This window comes from Pseudomonas sp. KK18 (assembly GCF_037094675.1).
Lineage (GTDB): Bacteria > Pseudomonadota > Gammaproteobacteria > Pseudomonadales > Pseudomonadaceae > Aquipseudomonas.
Genome location: NZ_CP146605.1, coordinates 3221955 through 3242749, shown reverse-complemented (window position 1 = coordinate 3242749; position 20795 = coordinate 3221955). Strand labels below are relative to the sequence as shown.

Here is a 20795-nt window from a genome sequence, read left to right as displayed (position 1 = left end):
GTACCTGATGGAGTGAATGTGAAGCCAAAGTACGCTGAGGCATTAGCCTGAAAAACCGTCTCGTGCTACAAGCACTCTGAAACAGAATTTCATAATGGCTGACTGATGAACCTTGATCCCTTCAATGGCTTGACCGAATTTCTCGCCGTGGCCGAACTGAAGAGCTTCACCCAGGCCGCTGCACGCCTCGGCGTAACACCGACGGCGGTCAGCCATGCGGTGAAGACCCTGGAGAAGCGCACGGGTGTGGTGCTGTTCCAGCGCACCACGCGCCGGGTGGCGCTGACCGAGGCCGGCATGACGCTTTACAGCCGCCTGCGCCCCGCCGCCGGGGAGATTGACGAAGCGCTGGCGGCCCTCAGTGGCTACCGCGACCGGCCCATGGGCACCCTGCGGCTGACGGTGCCAAGGTTGTCGGGCAAGTTGCTGATCGAGCCGTTGATCCCGCGTTTTCGCGAGGCCTTCCCCGATGTGGTGCTGGATATTTCCCTCGACGATGCCACGGTGGACCTGGTGACCGAGGGCTTCGACGCCGGTATTCGCCTGGGGGAATCCATCGACAAAGACATGGTTGCCGTGCGCCTGACCCCGGACCTGAACTGGTCGGTGGTGGGCTCTCCCGCCTACTTTGCCAAGGCCGGCAAGCCGACAACGCCGGAAGCGCTCACGACCCATCAAACCATCGGTTATCGCTTCCTGACCTCGGGCATGGCACACCGCTGGGAATTCGAGCGGGCGGGCCGGGAATTTACGGTCGGCGTTCAAGGCGGGTTGATCGTCAATGACCGCAACCTGATGATCGCCGCCGCGCGGGCCGGCCAGGGCCTGGCGTACGTGAGTGATTTCGAGGTCATGGAGGACCTGGCTTCAGGCGCACTGGAGCCCGTGCTGCAATCTTTCGTACCGCCAAGCAGCGGGCTGTACCTGTATTTCCCCGCCCGAACCCAGAGCCAACCGAAACTGCGGGCCTTTATCGACCTGGCCACCGCATGGATTGCCGAAAAGCGTGGGCGCTGACAGCGCCGCAAAAGCAAACCAATATCATTTGCGCAGTGCCCGGCCCTTTGGTTTAATCGCGACCAATTCTTATTTACGCCAAGGCTTCTGCGCCACATGGATACTGTGTCGACCCCGTCCACCTCGTTCAGCGACCTCTACGGCAATCACCATTCCTGGCTGCTGGGGCTGCTGCGCCGGCGCCTGAGCAATCGCTGGGATGCGGCGGACCTGGCCCATGACACCTTCATCCGGGTACTCAAGCGCCCGCCGGCCGGCGCCGATGAGACGCGGGAGCGCTCCTACCTGGCCACCATCGCCCGGGGGTTGTGCATTGATCACTGGCGTCGGCGCCAACTGGAACAAGCGTGGCTGCAAAGCCTCGCGGACCGGCCGCAAGCCCTGCAACCGTCGCCGGAGCAGCGGGCAATCATTGTCGAAACCCTGTACGAAGTGGACGCCATGCTCGCGCGGCTGCCCCACAAGGTGCGCGAAGCGTTCCTGCTGGCGCAGTTGCACGGTACGCCCTACAAGCAGATCGGCGAACAGCTCGGGGTAGGCGAACGGATGGTGAAAAAATACCTGGCCCAGGCGCTGCTGCATTGTGCGGTGCTGGAAGCCGAACTGGACGGGATGCTCGTGGAGTGAACAGCCCCGGAAAGCTCAGCCATGCCAGCCTTGAGCAAGCGGCCCAATGGTACGTACGCCTGCAGGATCAGCCAGAGGCTGCCCAGCACTGGCAGGCATGGCTCGGGCAAAGTCCGGAACACCAGGCCGCCTGGGGTTATGTAGAGCGGGTCAGCCAACGCTTTGCGCCGTTGGCCGAGCAATCCCACAGCGCCAGCCGTGCGTTGCGCAGCTCTCGGCGCCAGACGCTCAAGACCCTGCTGGTGCTGTGTGCCGGTTCAACGCTGGCCTGGGGCACCTGGCGCAACACCGCCCTGCCCCGGTTGGTGGGAGGCTGGAGTGCGGATTACGCAACCGCCGGCGGTGAAACCCGCGAAGCGCTGCTGGACGATGGCAGTCGCCTGTGGTTGAACGCCTTGAGCGCCCTGGATGTACGTTTTGACCGGGTCCAGCGCTTGCTGCTCCTGCGCTTCGGCGAAGTGCTGATCGAGACCGCCAAGGACCCGAACCGCCCGTTCCTGGTGGAGACCCAACAGGGCCGCCTGCGCGCCCTGGGCACCCGCTTCAGCGTGTTGCAGGACGGCGACAGCACCGTGCTCAATGTGTTTGAAGGTCGGGTCGAAGTGCGCACCGCCGCCAGCCAGCAACAACGAATCATCGAGGCCGGGCAACAAGTGGCCTTCACCCGCGATGGGTTCAATCTCCATTCACCCGCATCCGCCACCCGTGAGGCCTGGAGCCGTGGCGTACTGCTGGCCGACAACCTGCCGCTTGGCCAACTGGTCGCCGAACTCAATCGTTTTCGCCCCGGCCACCTGGGCTGTGATCCAGCCGTGGCGCAATTGCCGGTAATGGGTTCGTTCCCCCTCAAAGACAGCGACCACGCACTGCGCCTGCTACAGGCCGCGCTGCCGATTCAGGTCGACACGCTCATGCCCTGGTGGGTCACGGTCAGGCCCAAACACCCAGGCGCATAAAAACTTTCAGCCGTCAGTTCCCTTTTCCAAAACTCGTTCGGTAAACCCTGCAGATGCTTTCAATTCGCCGATCGATTTGATCCAAAGGGAATGTTCATGTCGCAACCCGCTCGCTTCACTTTGCGCCCGCTGGCGCTGGCCGTTACCGCTACCTTGCTGTGCCTGGGCGCGCTCGACGCGCAAGCCGCCGAGTCGCCGTCGACTCAGGAAACGGCCCGCCACTACACCATCGCCGCGGGTTCGTTGGTCAACGTGCTGAACAGCTTCGCCGAGCAGTCCGGGATCTTTTTCGCCGGCCACAACAGCCTGGCCAGCGGCAAAACCAGCCCCGGCCTCAACGGCAGCTACACCCCAGCCAGCGGTTTGCAACGGCTGTTGCAAGGCAGCGGCTTGCAGGCCGTGCCCCAGGGCAACAACGGCTACGTGCTGGAGTTGGTCCCGGCCAACACCGGCGCCCTGGAACTGGGCGCCACCACCATCTCCGGCGAAGGCCTGGGCGCCACCACCGAAGACACGCACTCGTACACTACCGGCGCCATGGCCTCGGCCACCGGCCTGGCGTTGTCGATGCGCGAGACGCCGCAGTCGGTAACAGTGATCACCCGCCAACAAATGGACGACCAAGGCTCCACCAGCATCGCCGACACCCTGCGCCGTGCACCGGGCGTGAGCGTGCAGAATTACGACAGCGAACGCTGGGAGTTTTCCAGCCGCGGCCTGCCGATCACCAACTTCCAGTACGACGGGGTCAACTCCACCTACGACGGCGTGTATGACTACGGCACCACCAGCACCGACATGGCGGTGTATGACCGCCTGGAAATCATCAAGGGCTCAGCCGGCCTGATGTCCGGCTCCGGCGATCCTTCGGCCACGGTCAACCTGATTCGCAAAAAGCCCACCCGGGACTTCAAGGCCTCGGTCACCCAGACCTTCGGCTCGTGGGACAACTACCGCACCGAAGGCGATATTTCCGGGCCTTTGACCGACTCCGGCAACGTGCGCGGGCGCTTCGTCGGCGTGTATCAGGATCGCCAGTCGTACCTGGACCACTACCAGAACACCAAGGATATCGCCTACGGCATCCTCGAAGCCGACCTGACGCCGGACACCCTGCTGACCTTCGGCGTCGACCAGCAGGACACCCGCTCCCGTGGCGCCAGCTGGACCGGCTTCCCGATGTACTTCAGCAACGGTTCACGCACCGACTTCTCGCGGTCCTTCAACCCGGCCGCCGACTGGAGCCGCCGCGACTTCCAGAACCAGACCCTGTTTGCCTCGGTGCAACAAAAGCTCGCGAACGACTGGTCGCTGAAAGTCAGCCTCGACCGCAAGCGCAGCCAACACGACACCCTGCTCGCCTCCGCCAGCGGCGGCAACCCGGACCCGGTCACGGGCAACGGGATGTACATGTTCATGGGCAAATACAAGGGTGACCAGGTGCAAAACACCCTGGACATCAACCTCAATGGCCCCTTCAGCCTGTTCGGGCGCGAGCATGAATTGATCATGGGCTTCATGGCCACCCGCTCGAAACAGGACGTGCCGGTGTACGGCTCGATCTACCCGCCCGTGGGCGGCAGCATTTACGACTGGCGCGGCGAATACCCGAAGCCTGACATTCCCCGCAGCGGCCAGAACGACATCGTGCAACGCCAGACCGGCGCGTACCTGGCCACGCGCTTGAAACCCACCGATGACCTGTCGGTGATCCTTGGCACCCGCGTCAGCAACTTCAGCGGCACCGACAACACCGACTTCTACGACCCGACCAAGGCCGACAACCGTTTCACCTACCGCCAGACCGGCGTCGTCACGCCCTATGCCGGTATCGTCTACGACCTGAATGACATCTGGTCGGTGTACACCAGCTACACCAAGATCTACAAACCGCAAAACAGCAAGGACGCCGACCGCAAGTTGCTCGATCCGATTGAAGGCGACACCTACGAAGCCGGGCTCAAGGCCGCTTTCTTCGACGGCCGCCTGAACGCCAGCTTCGCCGCATTCCGCATCGAACAGGACAACGTTGCGCAGTACGTTTCCGGGTTTGAGACCGACTCGGTGTATCGCCCGATTGCCGGCGCCACCACCAAGGGCTTTGAAGTCGAACTGGCCGGTGAAGTGCTGGACGGCTGGAACGTATCGGCGGGCTACACCTACCAGCACAGCCGTGACGCCAACGGCGATTACGTCTACGGCTCCGTGCTGCAAACCACCACGCCCCAGCAAGTGGTGCGGTTGTTCAACAGCTATCGCCTGCCCGGCGCCCTGGAGAACCTGACCGTGGGTGGCGGCGTGAATTGGCAGAGCGAGTTCTTCGGCAATGTGTTCCAGCCCGATCCCAACGACTCGGTGAATTTCGGACAAAACTCACGCATTATCCAGGACAGCTACTTCCTGGTGGACGTCATGGCGCGCTACCGCTTCAACGAGCACCTGAGCACCACGTTGAACGTGAAAAACCTGTTCGACAAAAAGTACTACACCGGCCTGGGCAACTTCGGTACCGGCTTCTACGGCGAGCCGCGCAGCCTGCAATTGGCGACCCGCTGGGATTTTTGAGCCCAAACGCCAGACTGCCGTAGCGCTTGCAACGGCAGTCGACTCGGGCTACCTCCCGTCAGGAAGGTACGTATGTTGTTCCTTCCGGGGCCATCCGAGGATGAGGACTCCGGTTGCCCATAAAACGTGGGCGACCCGCACGGAGCCGGACTGACATGGAAGATCTGCCCTTTCTCTCGCACTTGCTGAACTTGCTGACAGGCGCCGATGAGGCGCGAGCGGCGGCGAAGCAACCCCTTTCCCTGGCAGACACCATCAACGGCGTAGATCCGCGGATCGGTTTCCTGCGCAGAATGGAACCCGAAACCATGAAATGAAACGTTGCAGGCCGGTTTCTGTGTAATCATTCACTGCATTGTTTCCCGGTGAGGCTTGTAGTGATGCGATCGCCCCTCGAACCGACTGCCCCGTCCTTCTGGCGCGACGAACGCCTGCCGTTCATTGAGGCTCGCACCATCGCCGACGGGCGGAAGGTCTGCTACACCCGCCACGCCCACGAGCACTTTTCCATCGGCGCGATCACGGCCGGGCAGAGCCTGTACATCCATGGGGCATCGACCTTCAAGATCAGCACCGGCACCGTGGTCTTGATGAATCCCGGGGATGTCCACGCCTGCAACCCCATTGATGATCTGCCCTGGTCCTATCACATGCTGTATATCGATACGGCCTGGCTGACCGACCTGCAGCACCAGTTGGGTTTCAGCAAGGACCAGGACTTTCGTCCGTTCACCGCCACCCACACCACGGATGTCGCGCTGTACCGCGGGCTGAACGAGCTGTATGAGGTGCTGGTGGACAACCACGCCGAACACCTGCACAAGCAGAGTGCGGTGGTGAGTTTTTTCACCGAGGTGCAACAACGCCTCAACCCGTCGGAGACCCCGGTGCGCGAGGTCAATCACAAGCTGGAGCGGGCCGCCGACTATATCCGCGAACATTGCACCGAGGCCCTGAAGCTCGAAGACATTTGCCAGGCGGCTGAACTGTCGCCGTCGTACCTGATTCGTGCGTTCAAGCAGTATTACGGCATGACGCCCCACGCATTCCTGGTCAATCGCCGTATTCAGTTTGCCCGTACCCAGTTGCGCAGCGGCCAGTTGATCGCCGACGTCGCACTGGCGGCCGGCTTTTCTGATCAGGCGCATTTCCAGCGCACGTTCAAACAGCACCTGGCGGCGACGCCCGGGCAGTATCGCGGCTGATTCAGGCGAGCAGTAAATATCCCACGCTGGCCACCAGCAACGCCGCCATCGAGCGATTGAACAGACGCACGCCCTGCGGATTATTCAGGTAGCGCCGCAAAAATGTGCCGGCATAGGCCCAGCACGCCACCGACAGGTAGCAAATCACCAGATAGAGCACCGCGAACAGCCAGACTTGCTGCGCATCGCCGTCGGCCACGAACAATCCCATGCCCGCCACACACGCCAACCAGGCCTTGGGGTTGAGCCACTGCATGATCGCGCCGTAGAGCATCGAGGGCGCCGTGGCCGTGCCTTCAGCGTCCAGGCGCCCATTGTCCACGGCCAGTTTCCAGGCCATGTACAACAGGAAGGCCACCCCGCCCCATTGAATAAACTGCGTCAGCAGCGGCCAGCGCACCAGCACCTCATGCAGCCCCAGGCCAATCAGCACCAGCAGCAAGGTGAATCCCAACGCGGCCCCGGCCACATGCTTCTGGCTGGCGGCAAACCCAAAGCGCGCGCCTGAACTGAGGGCCACCACATTCACCGGTCCCGGGGTGATGGACGTGGCCAGGGCGAAGGCGGCCATGGAAATGATCAAGCTCATTGCAGTTCCTTTTTGTTGTGCGGGTACGGACTGAACCTTAAGGGGAAGACGGATCACGGTATTGAAGAAAATGCCCCTGCCGGGAATGACCGAAAAAACCACCAGTTGAAACCTTTAGCTCACCCGCTGCAAAAGACAAATTTATTCCATTGATATAACTGTATTTTTCTCTTTCCAAAGGGCGTTTTTGATAGGAAAAAATGCGTGTTTCCCAAGGCAGACACGGTGCTAGAGTCGAGCGCACATCTGGCCGGATGACCTCAACCTGCTCACAAAAAAGGAATCGCCATGTCACGTCGCTTATTGGCAGCTGCCTGCCTGTTGCTGTCCCTCTCCGGGGTTCAGGCCGCGGAACGCTGGGAAACCCTTCCGCCCACCCCGGCGCCGATTGCGGGGGCCAAGACCGGCTATGCCGCCGTCAATGGCATCAAGGTCTACTACACCAAGACCGGGCATGGTTCGCCGGTGATCCTGCTGCACGGTGGCCTGTCCAATTCCGATTACTGGGGCAACCAGGTCAAGGCGCTGGCCGCCAAACACACGGTCATCAGCCTCGACAGCCGTGGCCACGGGCGCAGTTCCCGGGACGAGAACCCCTTCGGTTACGACTTGATGGCCGATGACGTGGTCGCCGTACTCGACAGCCTGAAAATCCCCCGCGCCGATATCGTCGGCTGGAGCGACGGCGCAATCATCGGTATCGATCTTGCCCTGCGCCATCCCGACCGTATTGGCAAGGTGTTTGCCTTTGCCGCCAACACCCAGACCTCCGGGGTCAAGGATGGCGTAGAGAAAAACCCGACCTTCGCCGCCTTCATCGAGCGCGCCGGCCAGGAGTACGCCAGGCACTCGCCGACGCCAAAAGAGTACGACGCCTTCGTCGAGCAGATCAGCCATATGTGGGCCAGCCAACCCAACTGGACCGACGCGCAACTGGCGTCCATCAAGACTCCGATCCTGATTGTCGACGGCGACCACGATGAGGCGATCAAGCGAGAACACACCGAATACATCGCGGCGACCATTCCGGGAGCGGGCCTGCTGATTCTGCCGAACACCAGCCACTTCGCATTCCTGCAGGACCCGACGCTGTTCAATGCCGCGCTGCTGGACTTCCTGGACAGCAAATAGCCCCGCCTACTCTCCTGTCATCCGCTCCAGGCTGTTGCTCAAGTGCAACAGCATGGCGGCCCGGGCCGCGTCCGGGTCCTGGCGGCGGATGGCTTTCAGGATCGCCTCGTGCTCAAGGTTCGCCAGGCGCCCCAGCTCCATCAGGTCCGCGTCGCCGCGTTCCTCGGCATTGATCCGGGTGCGTGGGATTACCGAGTGGCCCAGGTGATAAATCACGTCGGTGAAATAGGTGTTGCCGGTGGCCTGGGCGATCAGGCGATGGAAGCGCACGTCAGGCTCAACGGCACTGTCGTTATTGGCCAGTGAATCCTGGTAATCATCCAGTGCCTGGCGCATCTGCTGCAGTTGTTCATCGGTACGGCGCAAGGCTGCCAGGGCGGCTGCCTGGGTTTCCAGGCCCATGCGCAGTTCAAGAATGCCGCGCACGCTGGCCGCGGTGTCGTGGGTCAGGTGCAGGCCGTGGCGCTCGTCGCGCTCCAGCACAAAGGTGCCGACACCGTGGCGGGTTTCCACCAGCCCGGCGGCCTGCAATTTGGAAAGCGCTTCGCGCACCACCGTGCGACTGACGCCGTACTCGCCCACGATAGCGGACTCGGATGGCAGCTTCTCACCCGGCGCCATCTGTCCCAGGAGAATCTGCTGGGTCAACGCGGTGACGATGTCGTGGGCAAGGCCCGGGGAGCGCTTGCGATGAGGTGCCGAGCTGGGGTTTTGCATCAGGAATTCCGTTCAGGGGCGCCTGGCAATACTAGCATTCTTGCAAGCCCTTACTTGTATGACAACAAACAAATACCTGTAGGAGCGAGCCTGCTCGCGAAAAAACCCGTCGCAGCGCAAACATTGCACCAAACCTCGTAATCGTTGACGATTTTCGCGAGCAAGCTCGCTCCTACAGAGGGTTGCCATCTCTGAAATTGCAGTTGTATGATGTCTATCAAGTTGTCAGACATCTCTGACAACCCAAATACGTCCCCGCACAACAATAATCAGTGGGAGTTTGACCCGTGACCCCTTCCAGCCCTGCGACAGCTGCGCCTGCCACCGACCCGGTCCTGGCCCGCGCGATCAAGAAGGTGAAGAGCCATGTGCTCCCACTGTTCGTGATCATGTTCATCGTCAACTACATCGACCGCGTCAACATCGGCTTTGTGCGTACCCATATGGAGCACGACCTGGGCATTGGTGCGGCCGCCTACGGCTTCGGCGCCGGGTTGTTTTTCATCGGCTACGCGCTGTTCGAAGTGCCGTCCAACATGCTCCTGCAAAAAGTCGGCGCGCGCATCTGGCTGACCCGCATCATGTTCACCTGGGGCATCACCGCCACATTGATGGCCTTCATCCAGAACGAAACCCACTTCTACATCCTGCGCTTTCTGCTGGGCGTGGCCGAAGCCGGCTTCTTTCCCGGGGTGATCTACTACTTCACCCGCTGGCTGCCCGGCGTCGAACGCGGCAAGGCGATTGCAATCTTCCTCAGCGGCTCGGCCCTCGCCTCGCTGATCTCCGGCCCCTTGTCCGGCGTGCTGCTGCAAATCACCGGGCTGGGCCTGCATGGCTGGCAGTGGATGTACATCATCGAAGGCATGGCGTCGGTGCTGCTGTGCTTTTTCGTGTGGTTCTGGCTGGACTCCAAGCCCCACGACGCCAAGTGGCTCAGCCTTGAAGAAAAGGATGCGCTGGTGGGCGAGATCGACCGCGAACAGCGCGAGCGTGACGCCGCCACCACGGTCAAGCCGACCCTGGGCAAGCTGCTCAAGGACCGTCAGATCATGCTGTTCTGCGCCCTGTATTTCTGCATCCAACTGACGATCTATGCCGCCACTTTCTGGTTGCCGAGCATCATTAAAAAGATGGGCGACCTGAGCGACATCCAGGTGGGTTTCTACAACTCCATCCCGTGGTTGATCTCGATCATCGCGATGTACGCCTTCGCGGCACTGGCGGGCAGATTCAAGTTCCAGCAAGCCTGGGTCGCTGCGGCACTGTTGATCGCCGCCGTGGGCATGTTCCTCTCCACTACCGGCGGGCCGATCTTTGCCTTTATCGCCATCTGCTTCGCGGCGATCGGCTTCAAGTCGGCGTCCTCGCTGTTCTGGCCGATTCCCCAGGGTTACCTGGATGCACGCATCGCCGCAGCGGTGATCGCATTGATCAACTCCATCGGCAACCTCGGCGGGTTTGTCGCGCCCACCACCTTTGGTTTCCTGGAACAGACCACCGGCTCGATCCAGGGCGGTTTGTATGGCCTGGCGGGCACTTCGATCCTTGCGGCCATCCTGGTGTTTTTCGCCAGGACACTGCCCGGCCCGACCACCAGCAGCGTGCTGCAACCCGCACCCGTCTTGAGCAAATAAGGACTACACGATGAACACAGAACACCAGCACCACGCCAACAGCGCCCCGGTCGTGACCGGCCTGCAAGTCATCCCGGTGGCCGGTCACGACAGCATGCTGCTCAACCTCAGCGGTGCCCACGGGCCGTTTTTCACGCGCAACATCGTGATCCTTACCGACAGCGCCGGCCGTACCGGCGTCGGTGAGGTACCCGGCGGCGAACGCATCCGCGAGACCCTGGAAGACGCCCGCAGCCTGGTGATCGGCAAGCCCATCGGCCAGTACCAGAGCATTCTCAATGCCATGCGCCAGACCTTCGCCGCGCGGGATTCGGCGGGCCGGGGTTTGCAGACGTTTGACCTGCGCATCACCATCCATGCCGTCACGGCGATGGAAGCGGCACTCCTGGATTTGCTCGGCCAATTCCTCGAAGTCCCGGTGGCGGCCCTTCTCGGCGAAGGCCAGCAGCGCGACGCGGTGAAGATGCTCGGCTACCTGTTCTACATCGGTGATCGCCAGCAAACCGACCTGGCCTATCGCAGCGAAGGCGATGCCGAAGACTGGTTCCGCCTGCGTCATGAAAAGGCCATGACGCCCGAAGCCATCGTGCGTCTGGCAGAGGCGGCCAAGGCGCAATACGGCTTCAATGACTTCAAGCTCAAAGGCGGCGTACTGCGCGGCGGCGACGAAATCGAGGCGGTGACTGCACTGGCCGAACGCTTCCCCGATGCGCGCATCACCCTGGACCCCAACGGCGCCTGGTCACTGAAAGAAGCCATCGCCCTGTGCCGCGACCAGCATCATGTGCTGGCCTATGCTGAAGACCCTTGCGGCGCGGAAAACGGTTACTCCGGGCGCGAAGTCATGGCCGAATTCCGCCGTGCCACCGGGCTGCCCACCGCCACCAACATGATCGCCACCGACTGGCGGGAAATGGGGCATGCGATCCAGTTGCAGTCCGTGGATATTCCCCTGGCCGACCCGCACTTCTGGACCATGCAGGGCTCGGTGCGCGTGGCGCAGATGTGCCACGAATGGGGCCTGACCTGGGGCTCGCACTCCAATAATCACTTCGACATTTCCCTGGCGATGTTCACTCAGGTGGCCGCCGCCGCGCCGGGGGAAATCACGGCCATCGACACCCACTGGATCTGGCAGGACGGCCAGCGGTTGACCAAGGCTCCGCTGAAGATTGTCGACGGCCACATCAAGGTGCCGGCCAAACCGGGCCTGGGCGTGGACATCGACATGGACGCCGTGGCCCACGCCCATGAACTGTACAAAGGCATGGGCCTGGGTGCGCGCAATGACAGCGTGGCGATGCAGTTCATGATTCCGGGCTGGACGTTCGATAACAAGCGGCCGTGCCTGGTGCGCTGACCTCAGTTGAAGATCATCGAAAAGTGCGCGCCCACCCCGGCGCGCACACCCTCGCCGACCGCCAGCGCCACCGAGCCGCCGGCCAGGTTGGCATCGCCGCAGGCAAACACACCGGGCACGGTGGTCTGGCGCGTCTCGTTGGTCAGCAGGTAGGGCCCGGTCGGCCCTTCGACAAACTCACAGCCCAACTGCTCGGCCAATGGGCTGGCCATGCGCGTACGGGACAGGGTGAAAATACCGTCCAGCGCGATCATCCGCCCGTCTGCCAATTCCACATCCGCCCGCTCACCGACAATCCGCCGCACCGCCGAGCTTTCGACGCTGACCCCGCGCCGATCCAGTTGCGCCTGCTGCTCGGCATCCGGCACAAATGCGCCGTTGGTAAAGAGCGTGGTGGTGCCCCAGTCCGGCAGCAGCATCGCGTGATGCATGGCCAGTGGCGACGTCGCCAGCACGCCGATGCGGCCTTGATCCAGTTCATAGCCGTGGCAATACGGGCAATGGAACACATGCTTGCCCCAGCGCTCCTTCAACCCCTCGACCTCGGGTAACTCATCCACCACGCCGGCAGCGAGAATCAAGCGTTTAGCGTTGAACTCACCGTTGCAACGGGTTTGCACCACGAAGCCATCCTGGTTTCGAATCGCTTCAACGGCGGTGTCCTGCACCCAGGTCACCGTCGGATATTCCATCAACTGCCCTCGCCCTTCGGCAGCGATCAGCTCCGGCGGCTGGCCATCCTGGCTGAGGAAACCGTGGGAAGTGGCCGCAAACCGGTTGCGCCGCTGCCCGGCGTCAATCACCAGCACCTTGCGCCGAGCCCGCGCCAGTTGCAGCCCGGCGGACATTCCAGCGTAGCTGCCGCCGACGATAATAACGTCGTAAACCATGAAGATGACCTCTCTGGTGGCCCTTGCATCGGTTGCCGGGCACTCACGACACACCATAAGTTACATAAAAATACCTCGTCAAGCGTCTCGCAACTCCAATCGTTACGAACGATACTTTCGGGCAGGAAATCCAGAGGCTTGCAGATGAGAAACGACACCCGGCTTTCGCGCATGCTCCATGTGCTGATCCACATGGGCCGCCACGAGGAACGCGCCACCTCGGAGACCATCGCGCAGATGCTTGGTACCAACGCGGTGGTGGTACGCCGCACCCTGGGCCTGCTCAAGGAGAAAGGTTATGTGCGTTCGGAAAAAGGCCATCAGGGCGGCTGGATGCTGGGCAAGCCGCTGAGTGAAATCACCCTGCTGGACATCCACAATGCCCTTGGCACGTCGTCGATCTTTGCCGTCGGCCTGTCCACCGATCATCCGCAATGCCTGGTGGAACAGGCCGTCAATGCGGCGCTGAACCAGGCGTTTGACGATGCCCAGGCGTTGCTGCTGCAGCGTTTGGGAGAGGTGACGCTGGCACAGTTGGCGGATGATTTTGACGAGCGCTATCGGGTGGCGATAACGCCCGCACCCTGTGCGTGATGCACGCGACGCCCTAAGCGCCGCCTACCGAGCGCCACGCTGCCTCGGCCAGGGTTTCCCGGTACACCCGAGGGCTGCTGGCCGAGCGCCCGGCCAGCCAGGCACGGCAGTAGCTGTCGGCCTGGCCGATGATCAGTGATGGCAAGAGTTCGGCGGGCACCTGGCTGAGCTGATCACCCCGTCCAGGCAGCACCATCCATTCCTTCAGCAACGCGTTGCGCGCCTGGTTGCGGCTTTCCAGTTCAGCGGCGAACGGGCCCTTGGTCACCGCGAAATGCGCGTGGTACTGGAAGCGCGCCCACTGCGGTTCGCTGTCCACCCAATCGACATAGCTGTGGACCAGTGCGTACACCCCCTCCTTCGCTGTTTTGGCCGATTCAAGGTAGCGCCCACGCAATTCGGCCTGATCCTCCAGCGCGGTAAAAAACAGCGCGGCGACCAGGCCTTCCTTGTTGCCGAAGTGATGATAAATGGCGCCGACGCTGGTATCGCAGCGCGCGCGGATCATCTCGATGGTGGTGGCTTCAAGGCCCTGCTCGTTGAACAGGTCCAGGGCTGCCTTGAAGATATCGCGCTTCAATTCGGCCCTTCGGCCAGGGAAGCAACGCTGAAGCAGATCCGGGGTGTGCATGCTGAACAGGAACTCAGTCAGTGAAGAAGAATAAGCCCAGGCAGCTTGACAGATTTCCCATGGGCAGAATACTGTTCCGCTACAGAACATTATTCTGTAACGGAACAATATTCCGTAAAATTCATTTAATCAGCGAGGCAGCACCATGAGTCAGGCCCTGAGCATGTTCAACAGCGTTGGCCCCGAAGCGTTCAGCAAACTGGCGTGCCAGATGGCGCCCTACTTCAGCACCATCAATCCGTTGATGACCCAGTTGCGTCCGGGGTTTGCCTCGGTGGAAGTGCCGTTCAGCAAGGCCATCACCAACCACCTGGGAACGGTGCACGCCATTGCCATGTGCAACGCTGCGGAGTTGGCGGCGGGTACGATGACGGACGTTTCCGTGCCGGCGGGTGCGCGGTGGATTCCCAAGGGGATGTCGGTGGAGTATCTGGCCAAGGCCAAGAGCAGCGTGACGGCGACGGCCAATGGCGAAGGTATCGACTGGCAAACGGCGGGTGACAAGGTGGTGCCGGTGGAGATGCTGGATGCGGAGGGGAAATTGGTGTTTACCGCGCGGATTATCATGAATGTGAAATTGGGGTGATGGGGTTGGGGGCATATCCGTTGCTGCGGTTATGGCCGCTATCGGGTTGCGCTCTCACAGCGGCCTACCAGCCGACTTGAGTGGGGTGAAGCAACCGCAAAATCAAAGGCGGACACGGTCCAAATGTGGGAGCGGGCTTGCTCGCGAAGGTCGTTAACGATGACGTGGGTATCCTGATTCAACGTGGCGCTTTCAGGTTTTTCGCGAGCAAGCCCGCTCCCACATAAAGCGGCGGAGGCAGCTCCCTTTACTTACTTTGGGCTGGGCCGGCATTCCGGCTTTTGCAAAGTGACTCGCTGTAAGAGCGAAACCATAAGTCGCCGTTACCTGAATAACGGATATACCCCCCCAAAAAACTACCCCCCACAATTCCCACCAATCACCTCCCCCGCAAACGCCTTACGCACAAACGGCGTCGAGTCCACGAGCGAACCATTGACCGTAGCGGAGTGATCCAGCTCAGGATAAAAATGCCATTCAATCCGGTCCCCGACCTTGCACGCATCCCTGACCAGCGCCTTTTGCCCAGGCACAAACACATCCTGATCCCGCCCCCCCGTACCGACAAAAACCGGAATATCCGTCTTCAATGTCGGATACGCCGACTCACGATAAACCTTGTCGAGCGCCTCTTTCGGCGACCGCTTGAAACTGTCATTGAAGCTGAGCCCATCAGCCATCACCCGCTGCTCAATGGCATGCAAACAATCCCGCCGGCTGCTCTCAAACGCAGGCACTGCACGCTCGCTCAAGTAATCCGCAGCCACAAACCCAGGATCAAACAACGTGACAGTACTCAGCCGCAGCAAGTTATAGGCAAAGGTCGGCACCACCGAACTGCGGGCCTTTTCCAACTCGGCACTGCCTCCCGTTTTATGGGTGGCCGCGTAAGGCGTACCGGTCGCCACCACCCCCACGATATCCAACTCGGGCGCATAGTCTTTCGCATAGACCGCCGTGGCAAACGCAGCACGGCCACCCTGTGACTGCCCAAACACCACCACACGTTTGGAGAGTTCGAAACCACCCGCCCCTACCGCGCGAATGCTGTCGAGCACCCCATAGGCCAGCGGGCTGGTCAAACCATACGGATGCAGGCCAGGCGTCCCAAGCCCCTGGTAATCGGTAGCGACAATCGCGTAGCCCTGAGCCAGCCAATAATTGAGATAGCGCGTATCCCGCGGGCTGCGACCGGCGAACGACGGCGCGCAGATATCGGCACTCCCCACCGTGCCGTGGGCCCACGCCATCAGCGGCCAGCCACCCGGCGGCGGTGTGCCCTTGGGCAGGAACAGCGCACCGGAAACGACAATCCGTTTATGGGTATCGAGACCGTCGGTGGACGTGTACAGGATGCGAATATTCTGCCCCGCCTCGGCCAGGCTTTGCTTTTCGGTCAACGGCTCGCTGCGCAGCATCCGCCCGGGTGACGCGGGCACCTTGTCCGCCCAGGTATAGAACGCGGGAACACCACCATCACCGACGGGTGTTTGCGCAGCGCTCACACCACTGCATCCCGCCAGCAATACCGCCAGCGCAAGCGATAACCGACGCGACATCACCAGCCCTCTTTCAACATCCGCAATTCAAGGTACTGCAACAACATGATGGTCTTGCCGTCGACGATCTCGGCACTGTCCACCATGGCCAGGGCCTCCTCGAATCCCAACTCCAGCACTTCGATATCCTCACCTTCATCCTCCAGCCCGCCGCCATCACTGACTCGGTCGCCAGGCTGATATTCGCCGATGAAAAAGTGAATGCGCTCGGTCACCGAGCCCGGGCTCATGAAGGCCGAATAGATCTTTTCTACATGGCCCACACGGTAGCCCGTCTCTTCTTCCGCCTCCAGGCGAATGCGTTCCTCGGGGCTGGCGTTGTCCAGCAGGCCGGCGGCAGACTCGATCAGGTAACCGTGGTAGCCGTTAACGTAGGTAGGCATGCGGAACTGGCGAATCAGCAACACCGTGCGCCGCTCGCGGTTGTACAGCAGGATCGTCGCGCCATTGCCCCGGTCATAGATCTCCCGGGTCTGGGACTGCCAACTGCCGTCGCGGCGGCGCAGGTCAAAGGTGTACTTTTTCAGCACATACCAATTATCCGAGAGCAGTTCTTCGGCGTGGATGCGGACGGGACTGTTTTCCATGGCAGGACCTTTTTGTCTTGTGTTATTCAGCATGTCGTGCAAAATCGTGCACAGTCAAGAAAAAACGTGCAGGAAGCTTCCGATGCTGACCCAACAACGTAAACAACACCTGCTGGATACGCTGCGCCGCGACGGCCGGCTGATTGCCAAGGAGTTGAGCCAGGCACTGGAGGTTTCCGAGGACACGATTCGGCGTGACCTGCGGGAAATGGCCAAGGAAGGTTTGCTGCTGCGGGTGCACGGCGGCGCCTTGCCGGCATCCCCCGCGATGGCTGATTTTTCGGTACGGGAACACTTGGTACCCGAGGAAAAAATCGCCATTGGCCGGACGGCTGCACAACTTGTGCAGCCCGGCCAAGTGGTGTTTATCGATGGCGGTACTACGTGCCTGCAACTGGCCCATCACTTGCCGGCGGACCTGAATGCCACCGTGGTCACCCACAGCCCGTCGATTGCCATGGCCCTGGTGGATCATCCGCAGATTGAAGTGATCATGCTCGGCGGGCGGCTGTTTCGCCACTCACTGGTGGGGGTGGGGGCGGCCACGCTGGAGGCTATCGGCCGGGTCAATGCCGACCTGTATTTCATGGGGGTGTGCAGCGTGCACCCGAATGCCGGCCTGTCTACCGGCGATTATGAAGAGGCAGTGGTCAAGCGCGCGTTGTGTCACGCGGCCGCAGAAACCATCGTGCTGGCCACCTCGGAAAAGCTCAACACCGCGTCGCCCTACCAGGTGGTGGAGCTTACACACGTCAGCGCGATCGTCGCATTGGCCAGTACGCCGCGTGCCCTGCTGCAACCCTACGAAGCTCAGGGCCTGACGCTTTACCTGGCGTGACCGTCAACAGTCCTTGATGGCTTGCCATGACGCGGCGACTTGCGCAGCGTCCGAGGCGTTGACCCGCGCCAGGTCAACCGGATACTCGACCCCCGGATTTTCAGCGAACCGCGTGGCGGTGAACTGGCCGTTGCTGGCACGCAGGATATAGCCGCTGTCCTGGCACGCAGCCGAAGCCAGGAAGATCACCCCAGGCGTGACCCATTCCGGCTTGAGGTTGTGCGGCTCGCCGGTCACGCCCCACATGCGGGTCTTGGCCACGGGTGAGATGGCATTGACCAGGATCCCGGCCTCCGCCCCTTCCCCGCTCAAGGCATTCATGATCCCCAGTTGCGCCATCTTCCCCGCGCTGTAGGCCGCCAGGCCGGGCTGGACGTAGCGCGTGTACATCGCACGGTCGGAGGTGGTCAGCACAATGCGGGGTGCGGCAGATCGCGTGAGGTGCTGCCACGCGTGTTTGCACAGCCAGATCGGTGCATAGACATTGACGTCCATGGCCCGTCGGATGAAAGCCTCGTCGGCGGCCTCGATGGGCTGATAGCCGACCCAGCCAGCATTGTGGATCAGGATATCGAGCTGCCCGAAATGCGTGATGGCGCACTCGATCAGCGCTCGACACCCCGCTTCGCCGGACAGGTCACCCGCGTGGCCAACCACCCGCAGGCCTTCACCCTGCAGCGCCAGCGCGGCCGCCTGTACCACCTGGGGATCAGCCCCATCGCCGAGGGTGTCGGCACCGATATCACTGATTACCACCTGCGCGCCGAGTCGCGCCAACTCGCGCGCATAGCTGAACCCCAAGCCACGGGCGGCACCGGTCACGATTGCGGTTTTACCTGTAAAGTCCATCGTCGCGTTCTCCTGATAGGCACTCCACCCTAACAACCCGTGGCCGTCCTGTTTAATACTGAAAAACAGCGATATTGATACCTGCGTCGTATCAAGCCCCACACCGCCATCTACCTGAAGGAACAGCCCAGATGATCGAAACCCGCCTGTTGCGCCAGTTCGTTGCCGTTGCCGAAGCGCTGCACTTTCACCAGGCTGCGGAGCGCCTGCATATGGCGCAGCCAGCGTTGAGCCAGGCGATCAATCGCCTGGAGGCAAAGTTGGGGTTTGCCCTGCTGCAGCGTGACCGTCGTGGCGTGAAGCTGCTGCCAGCCGGGGCGGCGTTTCTTCAGACGGCCTACACCGTCCTCGGGCAATTGCAGCAAGGCATTGAGCAAGCCCGGCAGGTGTCCCAGGGAACCGCCGGCACGCTCACCATCACCTCGGTGTCGATCACCGGCTATCCGTGGTTGCTGGATACCCTCAGGCAGTTTCGCCTGGCGTTCCCCAGGGTTCAGTTGGTGATCAAGGAAATGCCCTCTGCCAACCAGGCCAAGGCCTTGTTGAGTGGTGATACCGATATCGCTTTTTTGCGCTACCTGCCAGGCCAGGCAGATAACATCGAATCCCGGCTGCTGCTGGATGAACCGATCCTGCTGGCGCTGCCCGCAGACCATCCGAATGCGGATGACGCCGCTATCGAGCTGAAGGACTTTGCCGGCGCCGATTTTGTGTTCACGCCCCAGGCATTGGGCAGTGGCTATCACCACCAGTTGATCGCTTTATGCGAGGCTGCGGGCTTCTCTCCAAGGGTGGTCCAGGAAGCCGATCAATTACCCACCCTGATTGGCCTGGTGGCGTGCGGGTTTGGTGTGGCGCTGGTGCCGCAGTCCATTGCCCGTTCGATGCCCCGTGACAAGGTGGCGTTTGTGCCCCTCACCGCCGCGTCCTCCAGCATCGGGCTCTACCTCAACTGGAACACCAGCCATTCTTCCCCCTTGGCCGGTCACTTCTTTTCTGTGCTGGATGAGGCGATGTAATACTTTGCAAGCAATGTCCGGTGACGACCGTCTGAATATTTCCTGCGCGGCCAGGGCATCTGTTAAAACCCGTGCTTCGCCTGTGTCCTGGAACCTTCATGTCTTCACGTTTTCTGTCCCGTCTCGGCCTGCGCTGGTTTCCCCTGCTGTGCATGGCCGCCCTGATCATCGGCCTGCCCGTGGGTTGCGCCGTGCTGCAACACAAGGAACGCGAGTTGCTGTTTCGCGTGGAGCCAGGCACTGCCAGCTGGTACAGCGGGTTGCCGCGTGATGTGCAGGAATTCGACCTGAAACCCGCGAGTTTCAAGGCAGGGCAGAATATTCATGGCTGGTGGTGGCCAGCGGCACAGAAGGACGCGCCGGCAATTCTCTACCTGCACGGCGTGCGCTGGAATCTCACTGGCCAACTGTTTCGCATCGAACAGCTGCGGGCCCTGGGCTTTTCCGTACTGGCCATCGACTACCGCGGCTTCGGCCAGAGTCGAGGCGACCTGCCGTCGGAAACCAGCGTGTACGAAGACGCGCGCATTGCCTGGGAACGCTTCCAGGTGCTGCAACCCGATCCTGCCAAGCGCCTCATCTACGGGCACTCCCTGGGTGGCGCGGTGGCCATCGACCTCGCGGTGGAACTGGGCAAGCAGGCAGCGAACAATCAGGTGCCGCCGCCAGTGCGCGGACTGGTCATCGAGTCCACCTTTACCTCCCTGGCAGATGTGGCCACAGCAGTAGCCAATACGTCATTGCCGGTGCGCTGGCTGCTGTCGCAGAAGTTCGATTCCATTGACAAGATCGCTGATATCCACATGCCGCTGCTGGTGGTTCACGGGCTCGCCGATGCCTTCGTGCCACCGCGCTTCAGCCAGCAACTGTTTGACGCCGCCCAACAGCCGAAACACCTGTTGCTGGTACCCGGTGCCACTCATAACGACAGCATGCGACTGGCCGGCAGCAGTTATCGCCAGGCGTTGGACAGCCTGATGCAATCGAAGCGCGCCACTCAGGTTGCCGGGCCCTCCACCGGGCGCCCAAACGACTCGTAAATCTGCATTTCGGCACCGGTTTCGCCGGTGCCTGTCAAGGCGCAAAGCCTGCCCATACTGGCCATAAACAGTGACTGATCAAATATTAACCGCAGGTTAAATCGCCATACCCGCCGGGCTCAAGCGAAGTTATCCACAGAGATACCCACGGTTTTCGTGGACAACTCTTTTTACTTTTTTACGATTTTTTTGCTCAGTAATGCCCTGTTGGAAAGCTTGGCGGCAGCAAAATCTCCTGCATCACCTCGCGAATCGAAACCATGGGATTTGGTACCGGACCGGGTGTGGTTTTTCCATGGTGCTCAGCTCACTCGGCAGGGCATCACCGACACCCCAACCCATTGCGTTTGCGCCTAATGCTGATTAATCTCGCATAAACACGCATCAACGAGCAAAAA

21 protein-coding genes are annotated in these 20795 nt (G+C 61.4%); 14 read left to right on the top strand and 7 right to left on the bottom strand.

Translation table 11 applies throughout. The features are described from left to right. Positions 1-105 precede the first annotated feature (105 nt). The 6 genes from V6607_RS14835 to V6607_RS14810 all read left to right on the top strand — a co-directional run bounded on the left by V6607_RS14835 (position 106) and on the right by V6607_RS14810 (position 6370). A complete protein-coding gene (locus tag V6607_RS14835) occupies positions 106-1017 on the top strand; it encodes a LysR family transcriptional regulator (RefSeq protein ID WP_134326410.1) in 912 nt (303 codons plus the stop codon). Between the two features lie 96 nt (positions 1018-1113). Continuing rightward, entirely contained in the window at positions 1114-1644 is a 531-nt protein-coding gene (locus tag V6607_RS14830; RefSeq protein ID WP_134326409.1) for a sigma-70 family RNA polymerase sigma factor, read from the top strand. Beyond that, a complete protein-coding gene (locus V6607_RS14825; RefSeq protein ID WP_134326408.1) occupies positions 1641-2600 on the top strand; it encodes a FecR domain-containing protein in 960 nt (319 codons plus the stop codon). Before V6607_RS14830 ends, V6607_RS14825 begins: the two co-directional genes overlap by 4 nt. A gap of 96 nt (positions 2601-2696) precedes the next feature. Continuing rightward, on the top strand, positions 2697-5165 hold the full coding sequence (locus V6607_RS14820; protein ID WP_166742160.1) for a TonB-dependent receptor: 2469 nt from the start codon (positions 2697-2699) through the stop codon (positions 5163-5165). 155 nt (positions 5166-5320) lie between these two features. Continuing rightward, positions 5321-5482 carry a hypothetical protein gene (locus V6607_RS14815; RefSeq protein WP_166742159.1) on the top strand — a complete coding sequence of 54 codons (162 nt, stop codon included), beginning with the start codon at positions 5321-5323 and terminating at the stop codon, positions 5480-5482. Between the two features lie 63 nt (positions 5483-5545). Next, the gene (locus V6607_RS14810; RefSeq protein ID WP_003207444.1) at positions 5546-6370 is read left to right on the top strand and encodes an AraC family transcriptional regulator; all 825 of its coding nucleotides are present in this window, start codon (positions 5546-5548) and stop codon (positions 6368-6370) included. A 1-nt stretch (position 6371) separates the two neighbouring features. Here V6607_RS14810 and V6607_RS14805 read toward each other — a convergent pair whose 3' ends face one another. Continuing rightward, positions 6372-6959: a LysE family translocator gene (locus V6607_RS14805; RefSeq protein WP_134326406.1), complete on the bottom strand. Its 588-nt coding sequence runs from the start codon at positions 6957-6959 to the stop codon at positions 6372-6374. A 288-nt stretch (positions 6960-7247) separates the two neighbouring features. Here V6607_RS14805 and V6607_RS14800 point away from each other — a divergent pair, with 288 nt between their 5' ends. Continuing rightward, entirely contained in the window at positions 7248-8090 is an 843-nt protein-coding gene (locus V6607_RS14800; RefSeq protein ID WP_134326405.1) for an alpha/beta hydrolase, read from the top strand. 6 nt (positions 8091-8096) lie between these two features. Here the strand turns inward: V6607_RS14800 and V6607_RS14795 are convergent, their stop codons facing one another. After that, the gene (locus V6607_RS14795) at positions 8097-8807 is read right to left on the bottom strand and encodes a FadR/GntR family transcriptional regulator (protein WP_008435219.1); all 711 of its coding nucleotides are present in this window, start codon (positions 8805-8807) and stop codon (positions 8097-8099) included. Between the two features lie 287 nt (positions 8808-9094). On the opposite strand from V6607_RS14795, the gene V6607_RS14790 reads away from it, so the two are divergent. Beyond that, positions 9095-10444, top strand: a complete 1350-nt coding sequence (locus V6607_RS14790) for an MFS transporter (RefSeq protein WP_134326404.1) — start codon at positions 9095-9097, stop codon at positions 10442-10444. Between the two features lie 10 nt (positions 10445-10454). Further along, the gene (gene gudD, locus V6607_RS14785) at positions 10455-11804 is read left to right on the top strand and encodes a glucarate dehydratase (protein ID WP_134326403.1); all 1350 of its coding nucleotides are present in this window, start codon (positions 10455-10457) and stop codon (positions 11802-11804) included. Positions 11805-11806: 2 nt separating this feature from the next. Here the strand turns inward: gudD and V6607_RS14780 are convergent, their stop codons facing one another. Then, entirely contained in the window at positions 11807-12694 is an 888-nt protein-coding gene (locus V6607_RS14780; protein WP_134326402.1) for an NAD(P)/FAD-dependent oxidoreductase, read from the bottom strand. Between the two features lie 144 nt (positions 12695-12838). On the opposite strand from V6607_RS14780, the gene V6607_RS14775 reads away from it, so the two are divergent. Then, entirely contained in the window at positions 12839-13288 is a 450-nt protein-coding gene (locus tag V6607_RS14775) for an Rrf2 family transcriptional regulator (protein WP_008435227.1), read from the top strand. A gap of 13 nt (positions 13289-13301) precedes the next feature. Here V6607_RS14775 and V6607_RS14770 read toward each other — a convergent pair whose 3' ends face one another. Continuing rightward, a complete protein-coding gene (locus V6607_RS14770) occupies positions 13302-13919 on the bottom strand; it encodes a TetR/AcrR family transcriptional regulator (protein WP_134326401.1) in 618 nt (205 codons plus the stop codon). A 145-nt stretch (positions 13920-14064) separates the two neighbouring features. Between V6607_RS14770 and V6607_RS14765 the strand changes: the two genes are divergently transcribed. Continuing rightward, on the top strand, positions 14065-14505 hold the full coding sequence (locus tag V6607_RS14765; protein WP_134326400.1) for a hotdog fold domain-containing protein: 441 nt from the start codon (positions 14065-14067) through the stop codon (positions 14503-14505). 356 nt (positions 14506-14861) lie between these two features. Here V6607_RS14765 and V6607_RS14760 read toward each other — a convergent pair whose 3' ends face one another. Then, positions 14862-16064, bottom strand: a complete 1203-nt coding sequence (locus V6607_RS14760; RefSeq protein WP_177437399.1) for a lipase family protein — start codon at positions 16062-16064, stop codon at positions 14862-14864. Further along, on the bottom strand, positions 16064-16651 hold the full coding sequence (gene nudK, locus V6607_RS14755; protein WP_087692406.1) for a GDP-mannose pyrophosphatase NudK: 588 nt from the start codon (positions 16649-16651) through the stop codon (positions 16064-16066). Before nudK ends, V6607_RS14760 begins: the two co-directional genes overlap by 1 nt. Before the next feature lie 82 nt (positions 16652-16733). Here nudK and V6607_RS14750 point away from each other — a divergent pair, with 82 nt between their 5' ends. Beyond that, positions 16734-17489, top strand: a complete 756-nt coding sequence (locus V6607_RS14750) for a DeoR/GlpR family DNA-binding transcription regulator (protein WP_134326399.1) — start codon at positions 16734-16736, stop codon at positions 17487-17489. Positions 17490-17492: 3 nt separating this feature from the next. On the opposite strand, the gene V6607_RS14745 is transcribed toward V6607_RS14750, so the two are convergent. Continuing rightward, complete coding sequence (locus V6607_RS14745; protein WP_134326398.1) at positions 17493-18338, bottom strand: SDR family oxidoreductase; 846 nt, start codon at positions 18336-18338, stop codon at positions 17493-17495. Positions 18339-18469: 131 nt separating this feature from the next. Between V6607_RS14745 and V6607_RS14740 the strand changes: the two genes are divergently transcribed. After that, positions 18470-19357: a LysR family transcriptional regulator gene (locus tag V6607_RS14740; RefSeq protein ID WP_134326397.1), complete on the top strand. Its 888-nt coding sequence runs from the start codon at positions 18470-18472 to the stop codon at positions 19355-19357. A gap of 98 nt (positions 19358-19455) precedes the next feature. Continuing rightward, the gene (locus tag V6607_RS14735; RefSeq protein ID WP_003207412.1) at positions 19456-20397 is read left to right on the top strand and encodes an alpha/beta hydrolase; all 942 of its coding nucleotides are present in this window, start codon (positions 19456-19458) and stop codon (positions 20395-20397) included. The last annotated feature ends 398 nt before the right edge of the window (positions 20398-20795 follow it).

What these genes read in the sequence shown, in the direction of transcription:
- V6607_RS14835 (WP_134326410.1), top strand. Translation starts at nt 106, where the DNA reads ATGAACCTTGATCCCTTCAATGGCTTGACCGAATTTCTCGCCGTGGCC.
- V6607_RS14830 (WP_134326409.1), top strand. Translation starts at nt 1,114, where the DNA reads ATGGATACTGTGTCGACCCCGTCCACCTCGTTCAGCGACCTCTACGGC.
- V6607_RS14820 (WP_166742160.1), top strand. Translation starts at nt 2,697, where the DNA reads ATGTCGCAACCCGCTCGCTTCACTTTGCGCCCGCTGGCGCTGGCCGTT.
- V6607_RS14815 (WP_166742159.1), top strand. Translation starts at nt 5,321, where the DNA reads ATGGAAGATCTGCCCTTTCTCTCGCACTTGCTGAACTTGCTGACAGGC.
- V6607_RS14810 (WP_003207444.1), top strand. Translation starts at nt 5,546, where the DNA reads ATGCGATCGCCCCTCGAACCGACTGCCCCGTCCTTCTGGCGCGACGAA.
- V6607_RS14805 (WP_134326406.1), bottom strand. Translation starts at nt 6,959, where the DNA reads ATGAGCTTGATCATTTCCATGGCCGCCTTCGCCCTGGCCACGTCCATC.
- V6607_RS14800 (WP_134326405.1), top strand. Translation starts at nt 7,248, where the DNA reads ATGTCACGTCGCTTATTGGCAGCTGCCTGCCTGTTGCTGTCCCTCTCC.
- V6607_RS14795 (WP_008435219.1), bottom strand. Translation starts at nt 8,807, where the DNA reads ATGCAAAACCCCAGCTCGGCACCTCATCGCAAGCGCTCCCCGGGCCTT.
- gudD (WP_134326403.1), top strand. Translation starts at nt 10,455, where the DNA reads ATGAACACAGAACACCAGCACCACGCCAACAGCGCCCCGGTCGTGACC.
- V6607_RS14780 (WP_134326402.1), bottom strand. Translation starts at nt 12,694, where the DNA reads ATGGTTTACGACGTTATTATCGTCGGCGGCAGCTACGCTGGAATGTCC.
- V6607_RS14775 (WP_008435227.1), top strand. Translation starts at nt 12,839, where the DNA reads ATGAGAAACGACACCCGGCTTTCGCGCATGCTCCATGTGCTGATCCAC.
- V6607_RS14770 (WP_134326401.1), bottom strand. Translation starts at nt 13,919, where the DNA reads ATGCACACCCCGGATCTGCTTCAGCGTTGCTTCCCTGGCCGAAGGGCC.
- V6607_RS14765 (WP_134326400.1), top strand. Translation starts at nt 14,065, where the DNA reads ATGAGTCAGGCCCTGAGCATGTTCAACAGCGTTGGCCCCGAAGCGTTC.
- V6607_RS14760 (WP_177437399.1), bottom strand. Translation starts at nt 16,064, where the DNA reads ATGTCGCGTCGGTTATCGCTTGCGCTGGCGGTATTGCTGGCGGGATGC.
- nudK (WP_087692406.1), bottom strand. Translation starts at nt 16,651, where the DNA reads ATGGAAAACAGTCCCGTCCGCATCCACGCCGAAGAACTGCTCTCGGAT.
- V6607_RS14750 (WP_134326399.1), top strand. Translation starts at nt 16,734, where the DNA reads ATGCTGACCCAACAACGTAAACAACACCTGCTGGATACGCTGCGCCGC.
- V6607_RS14745 (WP_134326398.1), bottom strand. Translation starts at nt 18,338, where the DNA reads ATGGACTTTACAGGTAAAACCGCAATCGTGACCGGTGCCGCCCGTGGC.
- V6607_RS14740 (WP_134326397.1), top strand. Translation starts at nt 18,470, where the DNA reads ATGATCGAAACCCGCCTGTTGCGCCAGTTCGTTGCCGTTGCCGAAGCG.
- V6607_RS14735 (WP_003207412.1), top strand. Translation starts at nt 19,456, where the DNA reads ATGTCTTCACGTTTTCTGTCCCGTCTCGGCCTGCGCTGGTTTCCCCTG.